We start from the raw sequence: 17,751 nt of genomic DNA on the forward strand, positions 1-17,751 counted from the left end.
CCGGCGCCGCAATTAACTCCGTTAACGCCAGTACAGGGACAAATAACACCTATCTTAGGACCAGATGTAAGGATAAGTTACAAGCAGCTTAGCTGCTTGAATGGACAGCTGCGACCATACAAGAAGGTCTAGCTTGTCGACAGGATTACGAACGCCTGTGTGATCTATAGATGTTAAGTAACATTTTAATTTTTTTATTAAAATCTTTCGTCAAAAATTAACAGGTAAAATTTAGATAAATGTATGCGCATGATCTGGATTGATTACGTTATTATCGGCATCATTATAATTTCTATCCTGGTAAGTCTGATTTGCGGGTTTATCCGCGAAGCGTTATCGTTAGTAACGTGGTTTTTTGCTTTTTTTATTGCCAGCCACTACTACAGTTACCTTACAATATATTTAACCCACGTTGAAAAACAGATGGTGCGTAACTGTATTGCCATTACCTTGCTGTTTGTGATGATTCTGGTAGTTGGAGCGATCGTTAATTACTTGATTAGTTCGCTAATAGCGCATACCGGTCTATCCATCACCGACCGAGTTCTAGGTATTTGTTTCGGTCTGCTGCGGGGCGTAATAATTATCTCGATAATATTATTTTATCTTGAAACTTTTACCGGCTTTTCCCACACCCAAGATTGGCAACGTTCTCAGCTGAGACCCCAATTTAGTAGTATTAAAAAATGTTTTTTTGACTATCTCAAAAGCAAGTCAAGTTTCTTACTGATGCAGTAAAAAAAATATCGGTTAAGTAGTAGTCATCCGGCTCCTGCTGCCTGCTTGGCCTGTATGGCGGTCAGGGCAACAGTATACACTATATCGTACACTAGCGCGCCGCGCGATAGATCGTTAACGGGCTTTCGCATTCCTTGCAGCATTGGGCCGATGGAAAGCAGATTAGCCGAGCGCTGCACCGCTTTATAGGTGGTATTGCCGGTATTCAAGTCGGGAAAGATAAATACCGTTGCTTTGCCCGCCACCGACGAGTGAGGTGCTTTTAACAGTGCGACGTCTGCCATGATAGCGGCGTCATACTGCAGCGGGCCATCAATGACTAGATCCGGCCTTTTTGCCTGCGCCAGCCGAGTTGCTTTGCGCACCTTCTCAACGTCACTGCCGGCGCTAGAGTTGCCGGTAGCGTAGGAAATCATTGCCACGCGAGGCTCAATTCCGAAAGTGGCGGCAGAATTAGCTGACTGAATAGCGATTTCTGCTAATTGCTCTGCTGTAGGATCAGGATTTATGGCGCAATCGCCATAAACTAGAACTTGCTCAGGCAATAGCATAAAGAACACCGACGATACCAGAGAGCTATCTGGGTCGGTCTTGATGAGCTGTAGTGGGGGACGAATAGTGTTTGCAGTAGTGTGTACCGCGCCTGACACCAGGCCGTCAGCTTCGCCTTGCTCAAGCATCAGCGTGCCCAGCACTACATTATCTTGCAATTGCTCTCTGGCCACTACTTCTGTCATCCCTTTACTCCTACGCAGCTCTACTAGTCGAGCGACGTACTTATCGCGCGTCACTTGCGGATCAATAATATCGATACCTTTGCCCAAATTTACCCCCTGAACTGCTGCCACATGCTGGATGTCATCCGGTTTGCCCAGCAAAATACAGTTGGCGATGCCGCGTTCGACGCAGATGGTCGCAGCTTTTACGGTGCGCGGCTCATTACCCTCAGGCAAGATTATACGTTTCCCCGCTTGACGGGCTAGCTCGGTTAAATGATAGCGAAAAGCAGGTGGCGATAGAAGACGTGGCCGTTCAGAACTGGCAGACAGAGAATTGAGCCAGGCGTGATCAATATGGCCTGCAATATATTCTTGCAGTTTTTTTACCCGACTGTGGTCGTCTGCTGGTACTTCGAGGCTAAAGCTTTGCAAGCTGAGCGAGGTCTGCCAGGTATTAGTATGCACAGTAAACATTGGCAAGCCAGTCTGGAAGGCGCGCTCGCACAACTGGTTAATGCTCTGGTCGATATCATAGCCGCCGGTTAGTAATACCGCGCCAATTTTAACTCCGTTCATCACCGCAAGGCAGGCCGCCACTAATACTTCAGGACGATCTGCAGATGTCACTAGCAACGCTCCAGGCCGGAGATGCTCTTGTATATTAGCCACACTGTGCGCACAGAAAATTACTGATTTCACGCGCCGAGTCTGAATTTCACCTTCGTAGATAATTTTAGCGCTCAGGTGGCGGGCTATATCGATAGCTCTGGTGGCAATAAGGTCAAAATTACACGGAATACAGCCAAAAATTGGCAGTGGGCTGTTTCTAGAAAGCAAGGTTGTATCAACACTGAAGACGCTAGCTTTACTGGAAGCGTCGAACATTTCTAATAGATCTAGACCCGTATGACCTTGTTCATTAACTGGTGTGTTAATTTGATTAATGATAACACCGGTGATGTTTTTATTCCTGATACCGCCAAAGCTTGCGCGCACCAGTTCAATGCGTTCTTTTAATTTATCTTGCGAGTTGTTTTCCAAAGCAAGTATGAAGATTATTTCGGCATTCAGCGTACGGGCTATTTCGTAGTTCAGAGCGGTGGTGAACTGATGTTGAAGCGTGGGCACCAGCCCTTCAACTAGAACGATTTTCGCCTTTTTAGTATTTTCATGAAAACGTGAGATAATTTCCTCCATCAGCAAATCTTGCTTATTAGAGCTGATCAGCGATTCAACGTAGCTCATACGCAGAGGCTCGGCGGCAGGAATGTTGGAGTTGGCGCGAATAATGCTGGTAGTGGCGTCTAGGTTATCTTTTCCATAGCGGGGGTTAGACTGAGCGATTGGTTTAAAAAAGCTTAAACTTATGCCCTTTTGCTCTATGGCTTTAATAACACCGAGACTCACGCTAGTTAGACCAACGCTGGTGCCGCTGGGAATCAACATAATTATATGGTACACGGCTACAACACCTCTTTTAACTTTTTACGGTTGTTTGGTAATCAACAATATACCAGTCGGAACAAGCCGAAGAGAAGATCTAGAATGACGCTGTCAGTCGAGCTGCTTCCTGAGCGATAACCAACTCTTCGTTGGTCGGAATAACTATGGCCAGACTGCTGGTCTCGGTACTTATCACACCGGAACGACCGAAACGCGCGGCTAAGTTACGTTCATGATCAACTTTAAAGCCGAACAGTGCCAGTTTATTTAGTGATAGCTCACGTACCATAGCGGAGTTTTCACCGATGCCACCGGTGAAAATAATCGCATCCAGCCGACCGTCCATAAGCGTGCTGTAAGCACCGATATACTTGGCCAGACGGTGACAATATACATCCATGGCGCGGCGGGCGTCCACTTGATCATAATTGTTCTCAATATAGCGGCAGTCACCGGTTACTCCGGTCAGGCCTAGCAGTCCGGACTCTTTTGTCAGCAGTGTATTTATCTTCTCGACGGACATCCCCAAGGCATCATGTAAGTGGAACACTATAGCTGGATCAATATCGCCACTGCGGGTTCCCATTACCAAACCTTCCAATGGAGTCAGGCCCATTGATGTATCGACGCACTTGCCGTTGCGAATAGCGGTTACTGAACTGCCGTTGCCTAAATGGCAGGTAATCACATTAAGTTCTGTTACCGTCTTATTGAGGATCTTGGCCGCTTCGCGGCTAACGTAAAAATGGCTAGTTCCATGGGCGCCGTAGCGGCGTATACCATAATCCTGATATAAAGAATAGGGTAGGGCATAAAGATATGATTCTTCAGGCATGGTCTGATGGAAGGCTGTATCAAAAACCGCTACATTTTTCTTAGTAAGCTGCGGAAACTCTTTTAAAGCCTCGCGGATGCCGATAAGCTGCGCAGGGTTGTGCAGCGGCGCGAACGGAATAGCATCCTCGATGCCTTGTAGAACGTCTTCATTGATAACGGCGGAATGAGTGAACCGCTCGCCGCCATGGACGATACGGTGACCGATAGCGGTTAGTTGTACGGATAGTCTGGGGCTTTGTGCCAAAATAGTATTAACGATAAAATTTAATGCTTCGCTGTGCGCACTGCCTGCAGCCAACGGCGCTTCTTGCTTAGCGCCATTTATATTCCATTGAATACGCACCTCCGGTAGATTGAAGCACTCTGCGAGACCTGAGATATGTTTTTCACCGTTAGTAGCATTGATAATAGCGAATTTTAAAGATGAACTGCCACAGTTCAGAACCAGTACTAGCTTAGTTCGCATGGAATTACCTACTTATTAGGCGTAGTTTATGCATAGAGTCGTTAATAATACATTAACCAGAGAGTTTGATAATAACATCTTATGTTAAGCGTTTCAGTAGATTACAGAAAATCTCCTAATATTTTTTTTGCTCCCAATGCAACAACTACTTAGGCGGGGGGAGAAGCGCACTCTCTAGACTACAGCTACGTATATTGTATAGTAGCTATCTAATGGTGCTATACTACTAACTACTCGTGATGCGCAAAAAAAAAACAAAAAAAGCAAAAAAAATGATTAAACCAGATCCACTATTTTTGATAAGTAAGGTCTAGAGTAAGAATGCAACCTGATCGCTGGTTTTAGCGATCCCAATTAGATCATAGATAATTATTATTGATGATATTTTAGTTCTCCTTCAGTTGTTAGCCGGAGACATAGCTACTTTGACCAGGAGATGATTGAGGGAACGGAACTGATTAAAGTTGGAAACCTCCGAGATCATCGCTGTTGACTTCGGCATCAATCTGTCCTACCAGATAAGAGCTTATTTCAACCTCTTGTGGAGCCACCTGCACATTATCCGACACAAGCCAGGAATTGATCCACGGGATAGGGTTAGAGCACGTAGCAAAGGGCAAATCTAGACCCACCGCCTTCATGCGAATATTGGTAATATATTCCACGTATTGGCAAAGAATATCTTTATTTAATCCAATCATCGAGCCATCGCAGAATAGATAACTAGCCCAATTTTTCTCTTGCTGAGCGGCAAGCAAAAACAAATCATAGCTTTCCTTCTGGCAGTTGTAAGCAATATCGGCCATTTCCGAATCATCCTCGCCGGAGCGCATCAGATTTAGCATATACTGTGTACCGGTCAAGTGTAGTGCCTCATCACGGGCGATAAGTCTAATTATCTTGGCGTTGCCTTCCATTAATTCACGTTCGGCGAAGGCGAAAGAACAGGCGAAGCTGACATAAAACCGAATCGCTTCTAGCGCGTTGACGCTCATCAGGCATAGGTAGAGTCTTTTCTTCAGATCATGAAGATTTACCCTTACCTTGTTTCTGTTGATCTGGTGGATACCTTCTCCAAATAAATGATAATAACTGGTTAGTTCGATAAGCCCATCGTAATAACCAGAGATATCTTTGGCGCGCTTGAGGATTTCCTCGTCGGTAACAATATCGTCGAACACTAGAGAGGGCTCATTGATAATATTGCGGATGATATGGGTATAAGACCTTGAGTGAATGGTCTCCGAAAATGCCCAGGTTTCTACCCAGGTTTCTAGTTCGGGTATTGAGATCAGCGGTAGTAGCGCTACATTTGGGCTGCGGCCCTGAATAGAATCGAGCAGTATTTGATATTTTAGATTGCTGATAAAAATATGTTTTTCATGCGCTGGCAGCGCTTGAAAGTCAATACGGTCGCGTGAAACGTCAACTTCTTCCGGACGCCAGAAAAACGACAATTGTTTTTCAATCAATTTTTCAAAAAGATCGTATTTTTGTTGGTCAAAACGCACAATATTGACTGACTGGCCGAAAAACATCAGCTCCAGTAGCTGGTCATTTTTAGTTCGTGAAAATGTAGTGTAGGCCATAGATAGTTACTCCCATTTTACGCGGACGAGGTTGCCGGCCCGCTTTCATATTTAAATCTTGCAAGCGCCTCTGTCACAATCATCTTGTCGTAATGACTGCATATCTTCCTGGGCATCTTCCGAACCGTCACGGGTGTTGTGGTAATACAAGGTTTTCACCCCAAACTTATACGCGGTTAACAGATCTTTTAGCAACTGCTTCATAGGTACTTTCCCGGCTGGGAAACGGGAAGGATCATAGTTAGTATTAGCAGAAATAGCCTGATCGATAAATTTTTGCATCACTCCTACAAGGTGCAGATAACCGTCATTGCTCGGCATTTCCCACAATAGTTCATAGTCCTGCTGCAGGCGAACTGATTCAGGCACCACCTGGCGCAGGATACCGTCTTTAGAAGCCTTGATGCTAACCAGACCGCGTGGTGGTTCGATACCGTTGGTAGCGTTGGATATTTGCGATGAGGTTTCAGACGGCATGAGCGCCGACAAAGTAGAATTGCACAAACCATGATGTTGGATATCTGCGCGCAGCGCTTCCCAATCGTAATGTAGTGGTTCGCTAACGATGCTATCGAGATCTTTTTTATAACTATCGATAGGTAAAAGCCCATGTGCATAGTTAGTCTCATTAAACCATGGGCAGGGACCGCGCTCTTTAGCCAGCTCATTGGAGGCCTTAAGCAGATAATATTGAATCGCCTCGAACGTACGGTGGGTTAAGTTATTAGCGCTGCCATCGGAATAGCGCACTCCGTGCTTAGCCAGATAATAAGCAAAATTAATCACGCCTACGCCGAGAGTTCGGCGGCCCATCGCACTGCGTTTCGCGGCTGGTATTGGATAATCCTGATAGTCGAGCAGTGCATCAAGAGCGCGTACCGCAAGCATCGCTAGTTCGCTAAGATCGTCTAGGTTGTTTATCACCCCGAGATTAAAAGCCGACAGAGTGCAGAGAGCAATTTCACCATTCTTGTCAAACACATCTTCTAGCGGCTTACTTGGGAGGACGATTTCTAGGCATAGGTTGGACTGACGAATGGGCGCCACCCTTGGATCGAACGGACTATGGTTATTGCAATGGTCCACGTTCTGTACATAAATACGCCCGGTGGAGGCACGCTCTCGCATCATCATCGAAAACAGCTCCACCGCTTTAATACGGCGTTGACGGATATTACTATCTCGCTCATATTGGCAGTAAAGCTTCTCAAACTGATCCTGATCGGTGAAAAAAGCGTCATATAACTCCGGTACGTCGGAAGGGCTAAATAAAGTGATGTCTGCTCCTGTAACCAAGCGTTGGTACATGAGTTTGTTAAGCTGTACGCCATAGTCCATATGACGCACCCGGTTAGCTTCAACACCACGGTTGTTTTTCAATACCAGCAGGCTTTCGACTTCTAAATGCCACATAGGGTAGAACAAGGTAGCTGCCCCACCTCGTACTCCGCCCTGAGAACAAGATTTTACTGCAGTTTGGAAATGTTTGTAGAAAGGGATACAGCCCGTATGGAATGCTTCCCCGCCACGGATAGGACTGCCAAGCGCGCGAATGCGCCCAGCGTTAATGCCTATCCCAGCGCGCTGGGATACGTATTTGACAATAGCACTGGAAGTCGCGTTGATGGAATCCAGGCTGTCACCACATTCGATAAGTACGCAGGAACTGAACTGACGAGTCGGTGTTCGCACACCAGCCATGATCGGTGTTGATAACGAAATTTTAAATGTAGAAACAGCTTCGTAAAAACGTTTAACGTAGTCTAGACGGGTTGCACGAGGATAGCTGGAAAATAGGCAAGCGGCTACCAATATATACAAAAACTGGGCGCTTTCATAAATTTCGCCGGTAATCCGGTTTTGTACTAGATATTTTCCTTCAAGCTGCTTGACCGCAGCATAGGAGAAGTTCATGTCGCGCCAGTGATCGATAAAGCCGTTCATTTGCGTAAATTCATCTGGGCTGTAAACTGTTAGTAATTTTTGATCGTATTTGCCCATTTCCACCAGTCGCACGATATGGTCATAAAGTTTAGGTGGCTCAAATTGGCCGTAAGCTTTTTTGCGCAGATGGAATACCGCTAGTCTGGCGGCAAGATATTGATAGTCTGGCGCCTGGCGTGAAATTAAATCTGCAGCGGCTTTAATAATAGTTTTATGAATATCAGCGGTTTTGATACCATCATAAAATTGGATATGAGACCGTAATTCTACCTGAGAAACGGAAACATTTTCTAATCCTTTTGCGGCCCAGTTGATGACTTGGTGAATTTTATCTAGGTTAATGGTTTCTTTACTTCCATCGCGCTTTGTGACTAGCAAACTCTGGTTCATATCGATCGATACCTGTCTATATAACCCGCAACTGCCTTCGCTGACGCTCAGGCAGCATTAGTAGTGATTTACAAAGAAGTAAATTACTATATAGGGTATTGTTGTTAGTTTAATGACAAAATAGTGATAAAGGCGCAGCAATGCAAGTGAGTAAATTATGGGTTTTTGTGGATAACAGGGGGGAGAAACGGTCATCATCTAGCTAAAAGCGGCTATTTCTCCTACTGCTTCCAGGTTGTTAAGCTCGGGAGCGTATTTTCTAAAAAAAACTATGAAAGTCTAAAATAGATAAATAGATAATAAGCTAAATAAGCGGATATAAACGTTCACAGGCACTAGCTTGAGATGAGTGTGAGTGTATCATTAATTTTCATGGTGACAGTGCTATTTAATCGAAAGAAAAAGATGATATACTTCTTTGCTACCTTTAAATCCGGTAAGCATGCTTCATGCATAGAGGCTTTATTAGAGGAAAAACGGCGCCATGAGCGACCTTGCCAGAGAAATTGTACCAGTTCATATCGAAGAAGAGCTGAAACGCTCTTATCTTGATTATGCTATGTCCGTAATTGTCGGACGCGCACTGCCGGATGTCCGGGACGGACTAAAACCCGTGCATCGTCGCGTGCTGTTCGCGATGAAAATACTTGGTAATGATTGGAATAAACCTTATAAAAAATCAGCGCGGGTAGTCGGTGACGTCATCGGTAAATATCACCCCCATGGGGATACCGCTGTTTATGACACTATTGTGCGGATGGCACAGCCGTTCTCACTTAGGTACATGCTAGTAGATGGTCAAGGCAATTTTGGGTCCGTTGATGGTGACTCTGCCGCGGCGATGCGTTATACTGAAGTACGCATGACGAAGATAGCCCATGAACTGATGGCAGATCTGGAACAAGAAACTGTAAATTATGTGCCGAACTATGATAGTACCGAGCAAATTCCCGATGTGATGCCCACCAGGATCCCTAATTTATTGGTAAACGGTGCTTCTGGTATCGCGGTGGGTATGGCCACCAATATTCCGCCGCACAATCTAGCGGAAGTCATTGACGGGTGTCTAGTCTATATCGACGATGAGAATATCAGCGTTAAAAGTTTAATGAACTATATTCCAGGGCCTGATTTTCCTACTGCAGCCATTATAAATGGCCAGAGAGGTATCGAGGAGGCTTATTGCACCGGACGGGGTAAAATTTACCTACGCGCACGTGCCAAGATAGAAACTAATGGTAAGACCGGCCATGAAAATATTATCGTGCATGAAATTCCATATCAGGTCAATAAAGCACGACTGATTGAAAAAATTGCTGAGTTGGTAAAAGAAAAACGCATCGAAGGCATTAGTGGTCTGCGTGACGAGTCCGATAAAGACGGTATGCGCATTGTTATTGCAGTCAAACGCGACGCGGTAGGTGAGGTGGTGCTCAATAACCTCTATTCTCAAACCCAACTGCAGGTATCGTTCGGTATCAATATGGTTGCTCTACATCAGGGACAGCCGAAAATCCTGCCGTTGAAGGATATTTTATCCGCCTTTATAAGCCATCGACGCGAGGTAGTCACACGTCGCACTATTTTCGAATTACGCAAAAAACGCGAGCGCGCTCACATTCTGGAAGCGCTGGCGGTAGCTCTGGTAAATATTGCCCCGATGATCGAATTGATTCGGCAGGCACTGACCCCAGCAGAAGCCAAAGCTGCACTGGTGGAGCGCTCCTGGGCGCTTAGCAACGTTGCTGCCATGCTAGAGCGCACTGATAACGATATCGCGCGTCCGGAATGGCTAGAGCTGAAGTTTGGCATCCGAGAAGGCTATTACTATCTGACTGAACAGCAGGCCCAGGCAATTTTGGATTTGCGCCTGCAAAAGCTCACTGGTCTGGAGCACGAAAAGCTGTTTGATGAATATAAAGATTTGCTGATCCAGATAGCCAAACTGATTCAAATTTTGCAGGATCCAGACCGCTTGATGGAAGTTATTCGCGCAGAGCTCATAGCCATCAAAGAACAGTACAGAGATCCGCGTCGCACCGAGATTACCGCCAATAGTTCGGATATCAGTATCGAGGCTTTAATTAATCAGGAAGATGTGGTGGTCACTCTGTCGCATCAGGGCTATATCAAATACCAGCCGCTAACAGATTACGAGGCGCAACGCCGCGGCGGTAAAGGGAAATCAGCAGCTAGTATTAAAGAAGAGGACTTTATCAATCGTCTGCTGGTGGCTAATACCCATGATACCATCCTGCTGTTCTCTAGTCGTGGGAGGATATACTGGATGAAAGTATATCAACTACCGGAAGCCAGTCGCAGTTCTCGCGGTCGGCCGATAGTTAACTTGTTACCCCTTGAGCAGAACGAGCGCATTACCGCTATTCTGCCGGTACGTGAACAAGATAAAAAAGAAGATCGCCATATCTTTATGGCGACTGCCAGCGGCACCGTGAAGAAAACTGCCTTGAGTGAGTTCAGCCGGCCGCGTAACACTGGCATTATCGCTGTTAACCTCGATGAAGGCAATGAACTAATCGGCGTGGATCTAACCGACGGCAGCCATGATGTGATGCTGTTTTCTGCATACGGTAAAGTTGTGCGTTTCTCGGAAACGCAAGTGCGCAGTATGGGACGTACCGCGACCGGCGTGCGTGGTATCAATCTGGTAGAAGGGGACCGGGTTGTTTCACTTATCGTTCCGCGCGGCGAGGGACCAATTTTAACGGTGACCCAGCACGGCTACGGCAAGCGTACCGCACAATCAGAATACCTTACCAAATCTCGTGCTACCCAGGGGGTTATTTCTATTAAGGTGAGTGAACGCAATGGCGAGGTAGTGGGTGCGATACAGGTTGAAGACTGTGATCAGGTGATGATAATCACCGACGCTGGCAAGTTGGTGCGTACCAGGGTTTCCGAGGTGAGCATCGTGGGCCGTAATACTCAGGGCGTGACGCTCATCCGCACCGCGCAGGATGAGCATGTTGTAGGGCTGCAGCGCATCGCCGAACCGGTAGACGATGAAGAGTTCAATGTAGTAGTGAAAGAGGCGTCCTAACTTTAGGAGCGCACGAAGTCGATATGCATTAGTTTTGGTTTAAACGGATGACGTTGCACTGCCTGTACCTTCACCTTGGTTTCTGTGCTATCGACAACCAGCGCCAGAACGTCACCACTATAAAAGCCTTCTTTGGTCTGAAGATTAAGGACAGTTTCATGATCCAACTTGATAGCAAGCGGGGCTTCAATACCGCCGTATACAATAGCCGGTAACTTGTTCGCTAGACGTAGGCGACGACCTGCACCCTTACCTTGCTCTCTGCGAATTTCAGCATTGATAGTTAACATAAGTTTTCCAAAATATTAGAACGTAACCTGCGACAGGCATAACCTAGCAGCGGTTAGGAGAGAGAAAGATCAACGATCTGTTATTAGTAAGTAAAATTATAACTTAGTTTCTAGCTCAGAGCAAACAAAAACAAAACCTAATATTATTGTATTATATAAAGCTTTGCTTAGCGGTCATGTCATTAGTGAAAATCTTATGTCAAATAATAGTCAAAAAAAAGTAATCATCAGTATGTCCGGCGGTGTAGACTCTTCTGTCGCCGCCTGGCTGATACAAAGGCAGGGCTACCACGTAGAAGGGCTATTCATGAAAAACTGGGAGGAGGACGATACTGAAGAATATTGCACTTCAGTAAGAGATTTGGCTGATGCACAAGCAGTATGCAATAGGCTGGGTATAGTGCTGCATACTGTTAATTTTGCTTCTGAATATTGGGAGAATGTTTTTAAAAATTTTCTTAAAGAATATCAGGCTGGCCGCACGCCTAATCCCGATATATTATGCAACAAGGAAATAAAATTCAAAGCGTTCTACGACTTCACTCTAGAGGATCTAGGTGCCGACTATATCGCCACCGGGCACTATGTCAGACGTGCCGATATTGATGGTAAAAGTTGTCTATTGCGTGGCATAGATGATAACAAAGATCAAAGTTATTTCCTTTATACTCTAGCTTATGGAAAGCTCTCACGCTGCCTATTTCCGATTGGGGAACTAACCAAACCAGAGGTGCGGCGCATTGCTACCGAACTTAATCTGTCTACCGCCGGTAAAAAAGACTCGATGGGCATTTGCTTTATCGGCAAACGTAAATTTCGCGACTTTCTTGGTCGATACCTGCAAGCTAAGCCAGGGGCAATCGTCTCGGTAGACGGCCAAGAGATGGGATTCCACCAAGGGCTCATGTATTATACACTGGGACAGCGTAAAGGGCTAGGAATCGGTGGCACCCGCGACGGTAAGAAAGATCCTTGGTATGTAGTGGATAAAGATCTGCACAATAACCGCCTGATTGTAGCTCAAGGACATGCGCATCCTCGGCTTATGTCCACCGGACTTATCGCTAGCCAGCTACGCTGGGTAGCGCAGGAAAAACTTATGACCCCACTGTGCTGTACAGTGAAAACTAGGTATCGTCAACCGGACATTGCTTGCCAATTAAACCCTCAGCCGGACGGGCGTGTGCAGGTCATATTCGATAGGCCAGTGTCTGCCGTGACGCCGGGACAATCGGCGGTGTTCTATCTGGCAGAGCGCTGTTTAGGTGGCGGGATAATTGAGATGCGCCAGTCTTGAGCCGATACAGGCGACAGTTTAAGTTAGCACCCCTTACACATTAGCAATGTTTGCAGGAGTTAAATCAATGGAATTATCCTCTCTGACTGCTATTTCACCAGTAGACGGTCGCTATGGCGAAAAAGTCAGCCCGCTGCGCGATATTTTCAGCGAATTCGGTCTGCTAAAATTTCGCGTACAGGTAGAGGTGCGCTGGCTGCAAAAACTGGCCTCCTGTGAAGCAATCAAAGAGGTCCCCCCTTTTGATTATCGCGCAAATAATTACCTGGATGCGATCGTCGCTAACTTCAGTATGCAGGACGCTAAGCATATTAAAATAATTGAGCGTACTACTAATCATGATATGAAGGCAGTTGAATATTTCTTAAAGCAAAAAGTAGCCTCACTGCCATCGCTTCAAGCAGTGAGCGAATTTATTCATTTCGCCTGTACTTCTGAAGATATTAATAATCTGGCCCATGCATTGATACTATCCACCGCCCGCGACACCATTTTGTTTCCAGCTTGGCGCCAAATTATCGCTGCTGTGACAGCGCTAGCCGAACGTTATCGCGAGATCCCGCTGCTATCGCGCACCCACGGGCAACCAGCGACACCCTCCACGCTAGGCAAAGAAATGGCAAACTTTGTCTATCGTCTGTCACGTCAGTATCGCCAGCTCGAACAGACTGAGATTTTAGGCAAAATCAACGGTGCGGTCGGCAATTACAATGCCCACCTAGTAGCATATCCCGAGGTAGACTGGCACCAATTGAGCCACGATTTTGTCACAGATCTGGGCATTGACTGGAATCCTTATACCACTCAAATAGAACCCCATGATTACATCTCCGAATTGTTCGCTTGTATAGCGCGTTTCAATACCATTCTTATTGATTTTGATCGTGATGTCTGGGGATATATCGCGCTAAATAATTTTAAACAGTTCACCGTTGCTGGCGAAATCGGCTCTTCTACTATGCCTCATAAGGTCAATCCCATTGATTTCGAGAATTCGGAAGGAAATTTAGGTTTGGCTAATGCAGTGCTGCACCACCTAGCAGCAAAATTACCTATTTCTCGCTGGCAGCGGGATTTAACTGATTCGACTGCGTTACGCAATTTAGGCGTCGGTATAGGCTATGCGATTATTGCTTATCAAGCAACTCTTAAAGGTATCAGTAAGCTTGAGGTCAATCAAGACCATCTTCTGAAAGAACTGGATCATAATTGGGCAGTTTTAGCTGAACCTATTCAAACTGTTATGCGCCGCTATGGGATAGAAAAGCCTTACGAAAAGCTAAAGGAATTTACTGGCAGCAAGCCAGTAGATGAAAATAGTATAAAAGCATTTATCGAAAGTTTGCCGCTTCCGCAGGTGGCAAAAGCGCGGCTTAAAACACTAACACCAGCTAATTATATTGGCCGTGCTTCTACTCTAGTAGAAGAATTAAAATAAAAGTTAAAATACGCAGACGCAGAGTTAAATTAATCTATGGGATACTAATTTATATCTATTATTGCCTATATAGATTATTGCTGTTTGCCGCACAACAACGTTTTCTCTAGTATCATATCCGTACTGGCGACCTCTATCTGTTCCAGAACAGATAATCACAAATGCTGATAATGATGAACTTACGTCATCTCTGCTAGAGATTACTTCCTGTAACAACTAGTAAACAATAGAGAATTATTAACCTCTCAACACCTTGGCAGGATCGATGCAGCTTGCCCGCCACGCGGGATACCCGCTTGCCAGTAAACTCAGGAGCAGCGCCATTGCCAACAAGCTTGCAGCATCTAACCAATGCAGCTCTATCGGCAGAAAATTAATAAAATAAATATCGCTGGACAAGAGTTGATGGCCAAGTACCTTCTCTAAAAATTTAATTAGCGCGGTCAAGTTGAGCGCCACCAGCACACCGACTACTATGCCGATGACACTGCCAGTAATACCCGCCAGCAGGCCATACCAGATAAAAATAGTACGGATCAGTCCGTCTTGAGCTCCTAAAGTACGTAAAATAGCGATGTCAACGCTTTTATCTTTTACCGCCATTACTAACGTAGACATAATATTGAAACAGGCGACACAAATAACTAGTACCATAGCTAAATACATAATGGTGCGGATCATTTGAATATCGCGGTACATATACCCATAGGTCCCTATCCAACTACGGATTTTGACGTAGGCGTTGGTAACTTCGCCCGCATCGCGCACTAGTTTATTAGCGTTAAATACATCAACTACCTTAATGGCAATACCGTCCACGTCTTCATACCGTTGAAGATATTGCTGGGCGTCCGCCAGCGGTACAAGCGCTATGTTATGATCAAGCTGGCCGTTCAATGCCAAAATCCCGCTTACCTGCAAGCGGATACGTTTTGGCTGCAACAGTTTCATATGCATATCGCTATTTGGGATCATGATAGTTAGCCAGTCTCCAGGTTTCACCTTGATCGTGTTGGCCACACCATTGCCGACGATGATTTGCTTGTTGCCGGCGTGAAAAAGCTGCAAGGCATTGTTTCTGATGTAGCGCGATAGCGCGCTCAACCGTATCTCCTGTGAAGGGATGCCGCGCACCTGAATTGCCTGAAGCTTGTTGTAACACTCCACTAATCCGGTAAAGTTCAAATAAGGGACGGCGGCGATAATCCCCGGAACGTGATCAATCCGCTTCATGACTGTCTGCCAATCGGTAAATGGTAATTTGACCGGTTCTATTTCTCCGTGGGGTACCACCGCTAAAATACGGTTGTTAAATTCTCGCTCAAACCCGTTCATGGCGCTTAGTCCAATAAACAAAACCGCCACCCCTAATGCGATACCAATAATAGAGATAATCGAAATCATCGATACCATATTACCCCGCCGTCCCCGGCTCAAGCGCAGCACAATCTGCAACGACAGCGGCATCTTAAGTGTCATTACTCGGCTACCAATAACGCACCATCGCGCATTTCCAGCTGATAGTGCATCCGTTTTGCCAGTTGTAAATCATGGGTAACTACCAAGAAGGCAGTACCTTGATGCATATTTATTTTGCTTAATAAATCGAATATACTGTCAGTATTTTGCTGGTCCAAGTTGCCTGTTGGCTCATCCGCCAAGACCAGCGCTGGATGATTTACTAGCGCACGGGAGATAGCCACCCGCTGCCGTTCGCCGCCTGATAGTTCCTCAGTACGATGGTTGCTCCATCTCTCTAGCCCCACTGACGCCAGCATTTCCCTCGCCTTTTCCTGCGCCTGAGCCGGGTGTAGGCCTCCTATTAGGAGCGGCATCGCCACATTTTCCAACGCGGTAAAATCCAGCAGCAGATGGTGAAATTGGTAGATAAAGCCCAGCCACTGGTTGCGCCACAAAGCGCGCGCTGCAGATGATAATTTATACAGCGACTTCCCTTCAAAAAGTACCTCACCGCCGGTGGGCTCATCTAGCCCGCCAAGTAGATGTAGCAAGGTACTTTTGCCGGATCCAGAACTGCCGACAATCGCCATCATTTCGCCCCGCTGCATAGTAAAACTTACTTGACGCAATACGTCGGTGTACAGCTTTCCTACTTGATAACGTTTACTGAGTTGGGAACAATGTAATAAAGGTGTATCATTCATAGCGTAACGCCTTAGCTGGATTAATGGTAGCGGCGCACCATGAGGGATAAATTGTTGACAGCAGCGCCACTGCAATCGACGACAATGCAATCATCATCACTTGTAACGGTTCGATAGCTACCGGTAACACCACGCCATCTAGCAGCGCTCCGATGGCAGTAATAAGACGGTTTAATTGACTAGCTAGCAAGATCCCAAAGCCAGTCCCTAGTAACGCACCGACAATGCCAGCACTGGCTCCTTGGGCGATAAATACCAGCATCACCTGACAGCGGGTCAAGCCCTGAGTTTGCAAAATAGCTACCTCGGCCTGTTTCTCCATCACCTGCAGACCAAGAGAAGTCATGATATTGAATGCCGCTATAATAACTAGCAAACTTAATAACAAGCCCATCATATTTTTTTCCATGCTCACAGCCTGGAATAATTCTCCTTTGCGTTCGCGCCAGTCATGCCATACTAGAGCATCCGGTAGTGACTGAGTACTCGTTCGTGCCACCGCCAGTGGTTGTTGTAGCCACAGGCGCCAACCTGTGATATATCCAGCTGGATAGCGCATGAGGCGCGACGCATCTTGCTGATTAACTAATAATTGATAACCGTCGATCTCGCTGTTAGTGATAAATGTGCCGGCAACGGTAAAAAGCCGTTGGCTGGGCATTCTGCCCATCGGGGTAAATTGGCTGGCGTTTGGCACCATCAGCCGTAGCGAATCGCCGCGCTTAACCCCTAGTTTAGTCAACAGTGCATCGCCTAAAAGCACCCGGTATTGGCCAGCGATTAAGTCGGCTGGACTAGACTGCGACAAATAATTAAACAATGGTTCCGGATCATCTGGATTAACACCAAGCATGAGGCCTACCGCGACACTATGCATGCTTTGTATCACCACCTCACCGGTGGTCAGCGGTACCACGTGAGAGACGCCTGCAAGCGCACCTGGCACTGAAGCCGGAATACGGTTAGGATCAATAAATCCATCATGGCTAGTCACGAGCGCCTGGGGCATCAAGCCAAGAATATTGTGTTCTAACTTTCGTTCGAAGCCATTCATCACCGAAAGCACGGTCACTAAAGCCATCACTCCTAGGGTGATGCCAATCGTTGAGAGCCAAGAGACGAAACGGCCGAAGCGGTCAGATGCCTGGCCGTGCATATAACGTAAGCCAATATATAATACGACAGGTTGATACATTGATTTCCGTTTAGATACAGTTGCGAAAGCAAAGTAATCAAGGATAATAAATGGTCATGTGGCACTATGAAACAACTAAGTACCCTCACAGCATGCTTTTCTTTCTTAAAGCGCGTATATTTTAGCTATCGTGCCATCTGCGCCGGCTTATGGCAAGCCGCGCTACAATGGCCTATAAA

11 protein-coding genes and 1 pseudogene are annotated in these 17,751 nt (G+C 46.1%); 4 read left to right on the top strand and 8 right to left on the bottom strand.

Annotation, left to right across the window (positions count from 1 at the left end):
• Positions 1-249 precede the first annotated feature (249 nt).
• On the top strand, positions 250-738 hold the full coding sequence (locus A4A70_RS01305; RefSeq protein WP_067568281.1) for a CvpA family protein: 489 nt from the start codon (positions 250-252) through the stop codon (positions 736-738).
• A 23-nt stretch (positions 739-761) separates the two neighbouring features.
• On the opposite strand, the gene pta is transcribed toward A4A70_RS01305, so the two are convergent.
• From pta to nrdA, 4 genes are all read right to left on the bottom strand, one after another.
• Positions 762-2,903, bottom strand: a complete 2,142-nt coding sequence (gene pta, locus A4A70_RS01310) for a phosphate acetyltransferase (protein ID WP_067567763.1) — start codon at positions 2,901-2,903, stop codon at positions 762-764.
• A gap of 94 nt (positions 2,904-2,997) precedes the next feature.
• Positions 2,998-4,203 (bottom strand): acetate kinase, encoded by a 1,206-nt coding sequence (locus tag A4A70_RS01315; RefSeq protein ID WP_067567765.1) that lies wholly within the window; start codon positions 4,201-4,203, stop codon positions 2,998-3,000.
• A 458-nt stretch (positions 4,204-4,661) separates the two neighbouring features.
• On the bottom strand, positions 4,662-5,792 hold the full coding sequence (gene nrdB / locus A4A70_RS01320) for a class Ia ribonucleoside-diphosphate reductase subunit beta (protein WP_067567767.1): 1,131 nt from the start codon (positions 5,790-5,792) through the stop codon (positions 4,662-4,664).
• Between the two features lie 51 nt (positions 5,793-5,843).
• Entirely contained in the window at positions 5,844-8,126 is a 2,283-nt protein-coding gene (nrdA, locus tag A4A70_RS01325) for a class 1a ribonucleoside-diphosphate reductase subunit alpha (RefSeq protein ID WP_067567770.1), read from the bottom strand.
• A gap of 484 nt (positions 8,127-8,610) precedes the next feature.
• Between nrdA and gyrA the strand changes: the two are divergent.
• Positions 8,611-11,163 (top strand): annotated as a pseudogene (gene gyrA / locus A4A70_RS01330) (DNA topoisomerase (ATP-hydrolyzing) subunit A); the annotation flags it as partial.
• Positions 11,164-11,189: 26 nt separating this feature from the next.
• Here gyrA and rplY read toward each other — a convergent pair.
• Complete coding sequence (rplY, locus tag A4A70_RS01335; protein WP_067567772.1) at positions 11,190-11,477, bottom strand: 50S ribosomal protein L25; 288 nt, start codon at positions 11,475-11,477, stop codon at positions 11,190-11,192.
• Positions 11,478-11,673: 196 nt separating this feature from the next.
• Here rplY and mnmA point away from each other — a divergent pair, with 196 nt between their 5' ends.
• The gene (gene mnmA / locus A4A70_RS01340; protein WP_067567774.1) at positions 11,674-12,774 is read left to right on the top strand and encodes a tRNA 2-thiouridine(34) synthase MnmA; all 1,101 of its coding nucleotides are present in this window, start codon (positions 11,674-11,676) and stop codon (positions 12,772-12,774) included.
• A 67-nt stretch (positions 12,775-12,841) separates the two neighbouring features.
• Complete coding sequence (gene purB, locus A4A70_RS01345; protein WP_067567776.1) at positions 12,842-14,212, top strand: adenylosuccinate lyase; 1,371 nt, start codon at positions 12,842-12,844, stop codon at positions 14,210-14,212.
• A 237-nt stretch (positions 14,213-14,449) separates the two neighbouring features.
• Here the strand turns inward: purB and lolE are convergent, their stop codons facing one another.
• From lolE to lolC, 3 genes are read right to left on the bottom strand one after another with little or no spacing between them, the layout of a single operon-like run.
• Positions 14,450-15,679: a lipoprotein-releasing ABC transporter permease subunit LolE gene (gene lolE / locus A4A70_RS01350; protein WP_067568283.1), complete on the bottom strand. Its 1,230-nt coding sequence runs from the start codon at positions 15,677-15,679 to the stop codon at positions 14,450-14,452.
• Positions 15,680-15,690: 11 nt separating this feature from the next.
• Positions 15,691-16,377: a lipoprotein-releasing ABC transporter ATP-binding protein LolD gene (gene lolD, locus A4A70_RS01355; RefSeq protein ID WP_067567778.1), complete on the bottom strand. Its 687-nt coding sequence runs from the start codon at positions 16,375-16,377 to the stop codon at positions 15,691-15,693.
• On the bottom strand, positions 16,370-17,572 hold the full coding sequence (lolC, locus tag A4A70_RS01360; RefSeq protein WP_067567780.1) for a lipoprotein-releasing ABC transporter permease subunit LolC: 1,203 nt from the start codon (positions 17,570-17,572) through the stop codon (positions 16,370-16,372). The genes lolD and lolC overlap by 8 nt, the downstream gene beginning before the upstream one ends.
• Positions 17,573-17,751 lie beyond the last annotated feature (179 nt).

The sequence above is a fragment of the Candidatus Hoaglandella endobia genome (assembly GCF_900044015.1).
In the GTDB taxonomy this organism is placed as follows: Bacteria; Pseudomonadota; Gammaproteobacteria; order Enterobacterales; family Enterobacteriaceae; genus Hoaglandella; species Hoaglandella endobia.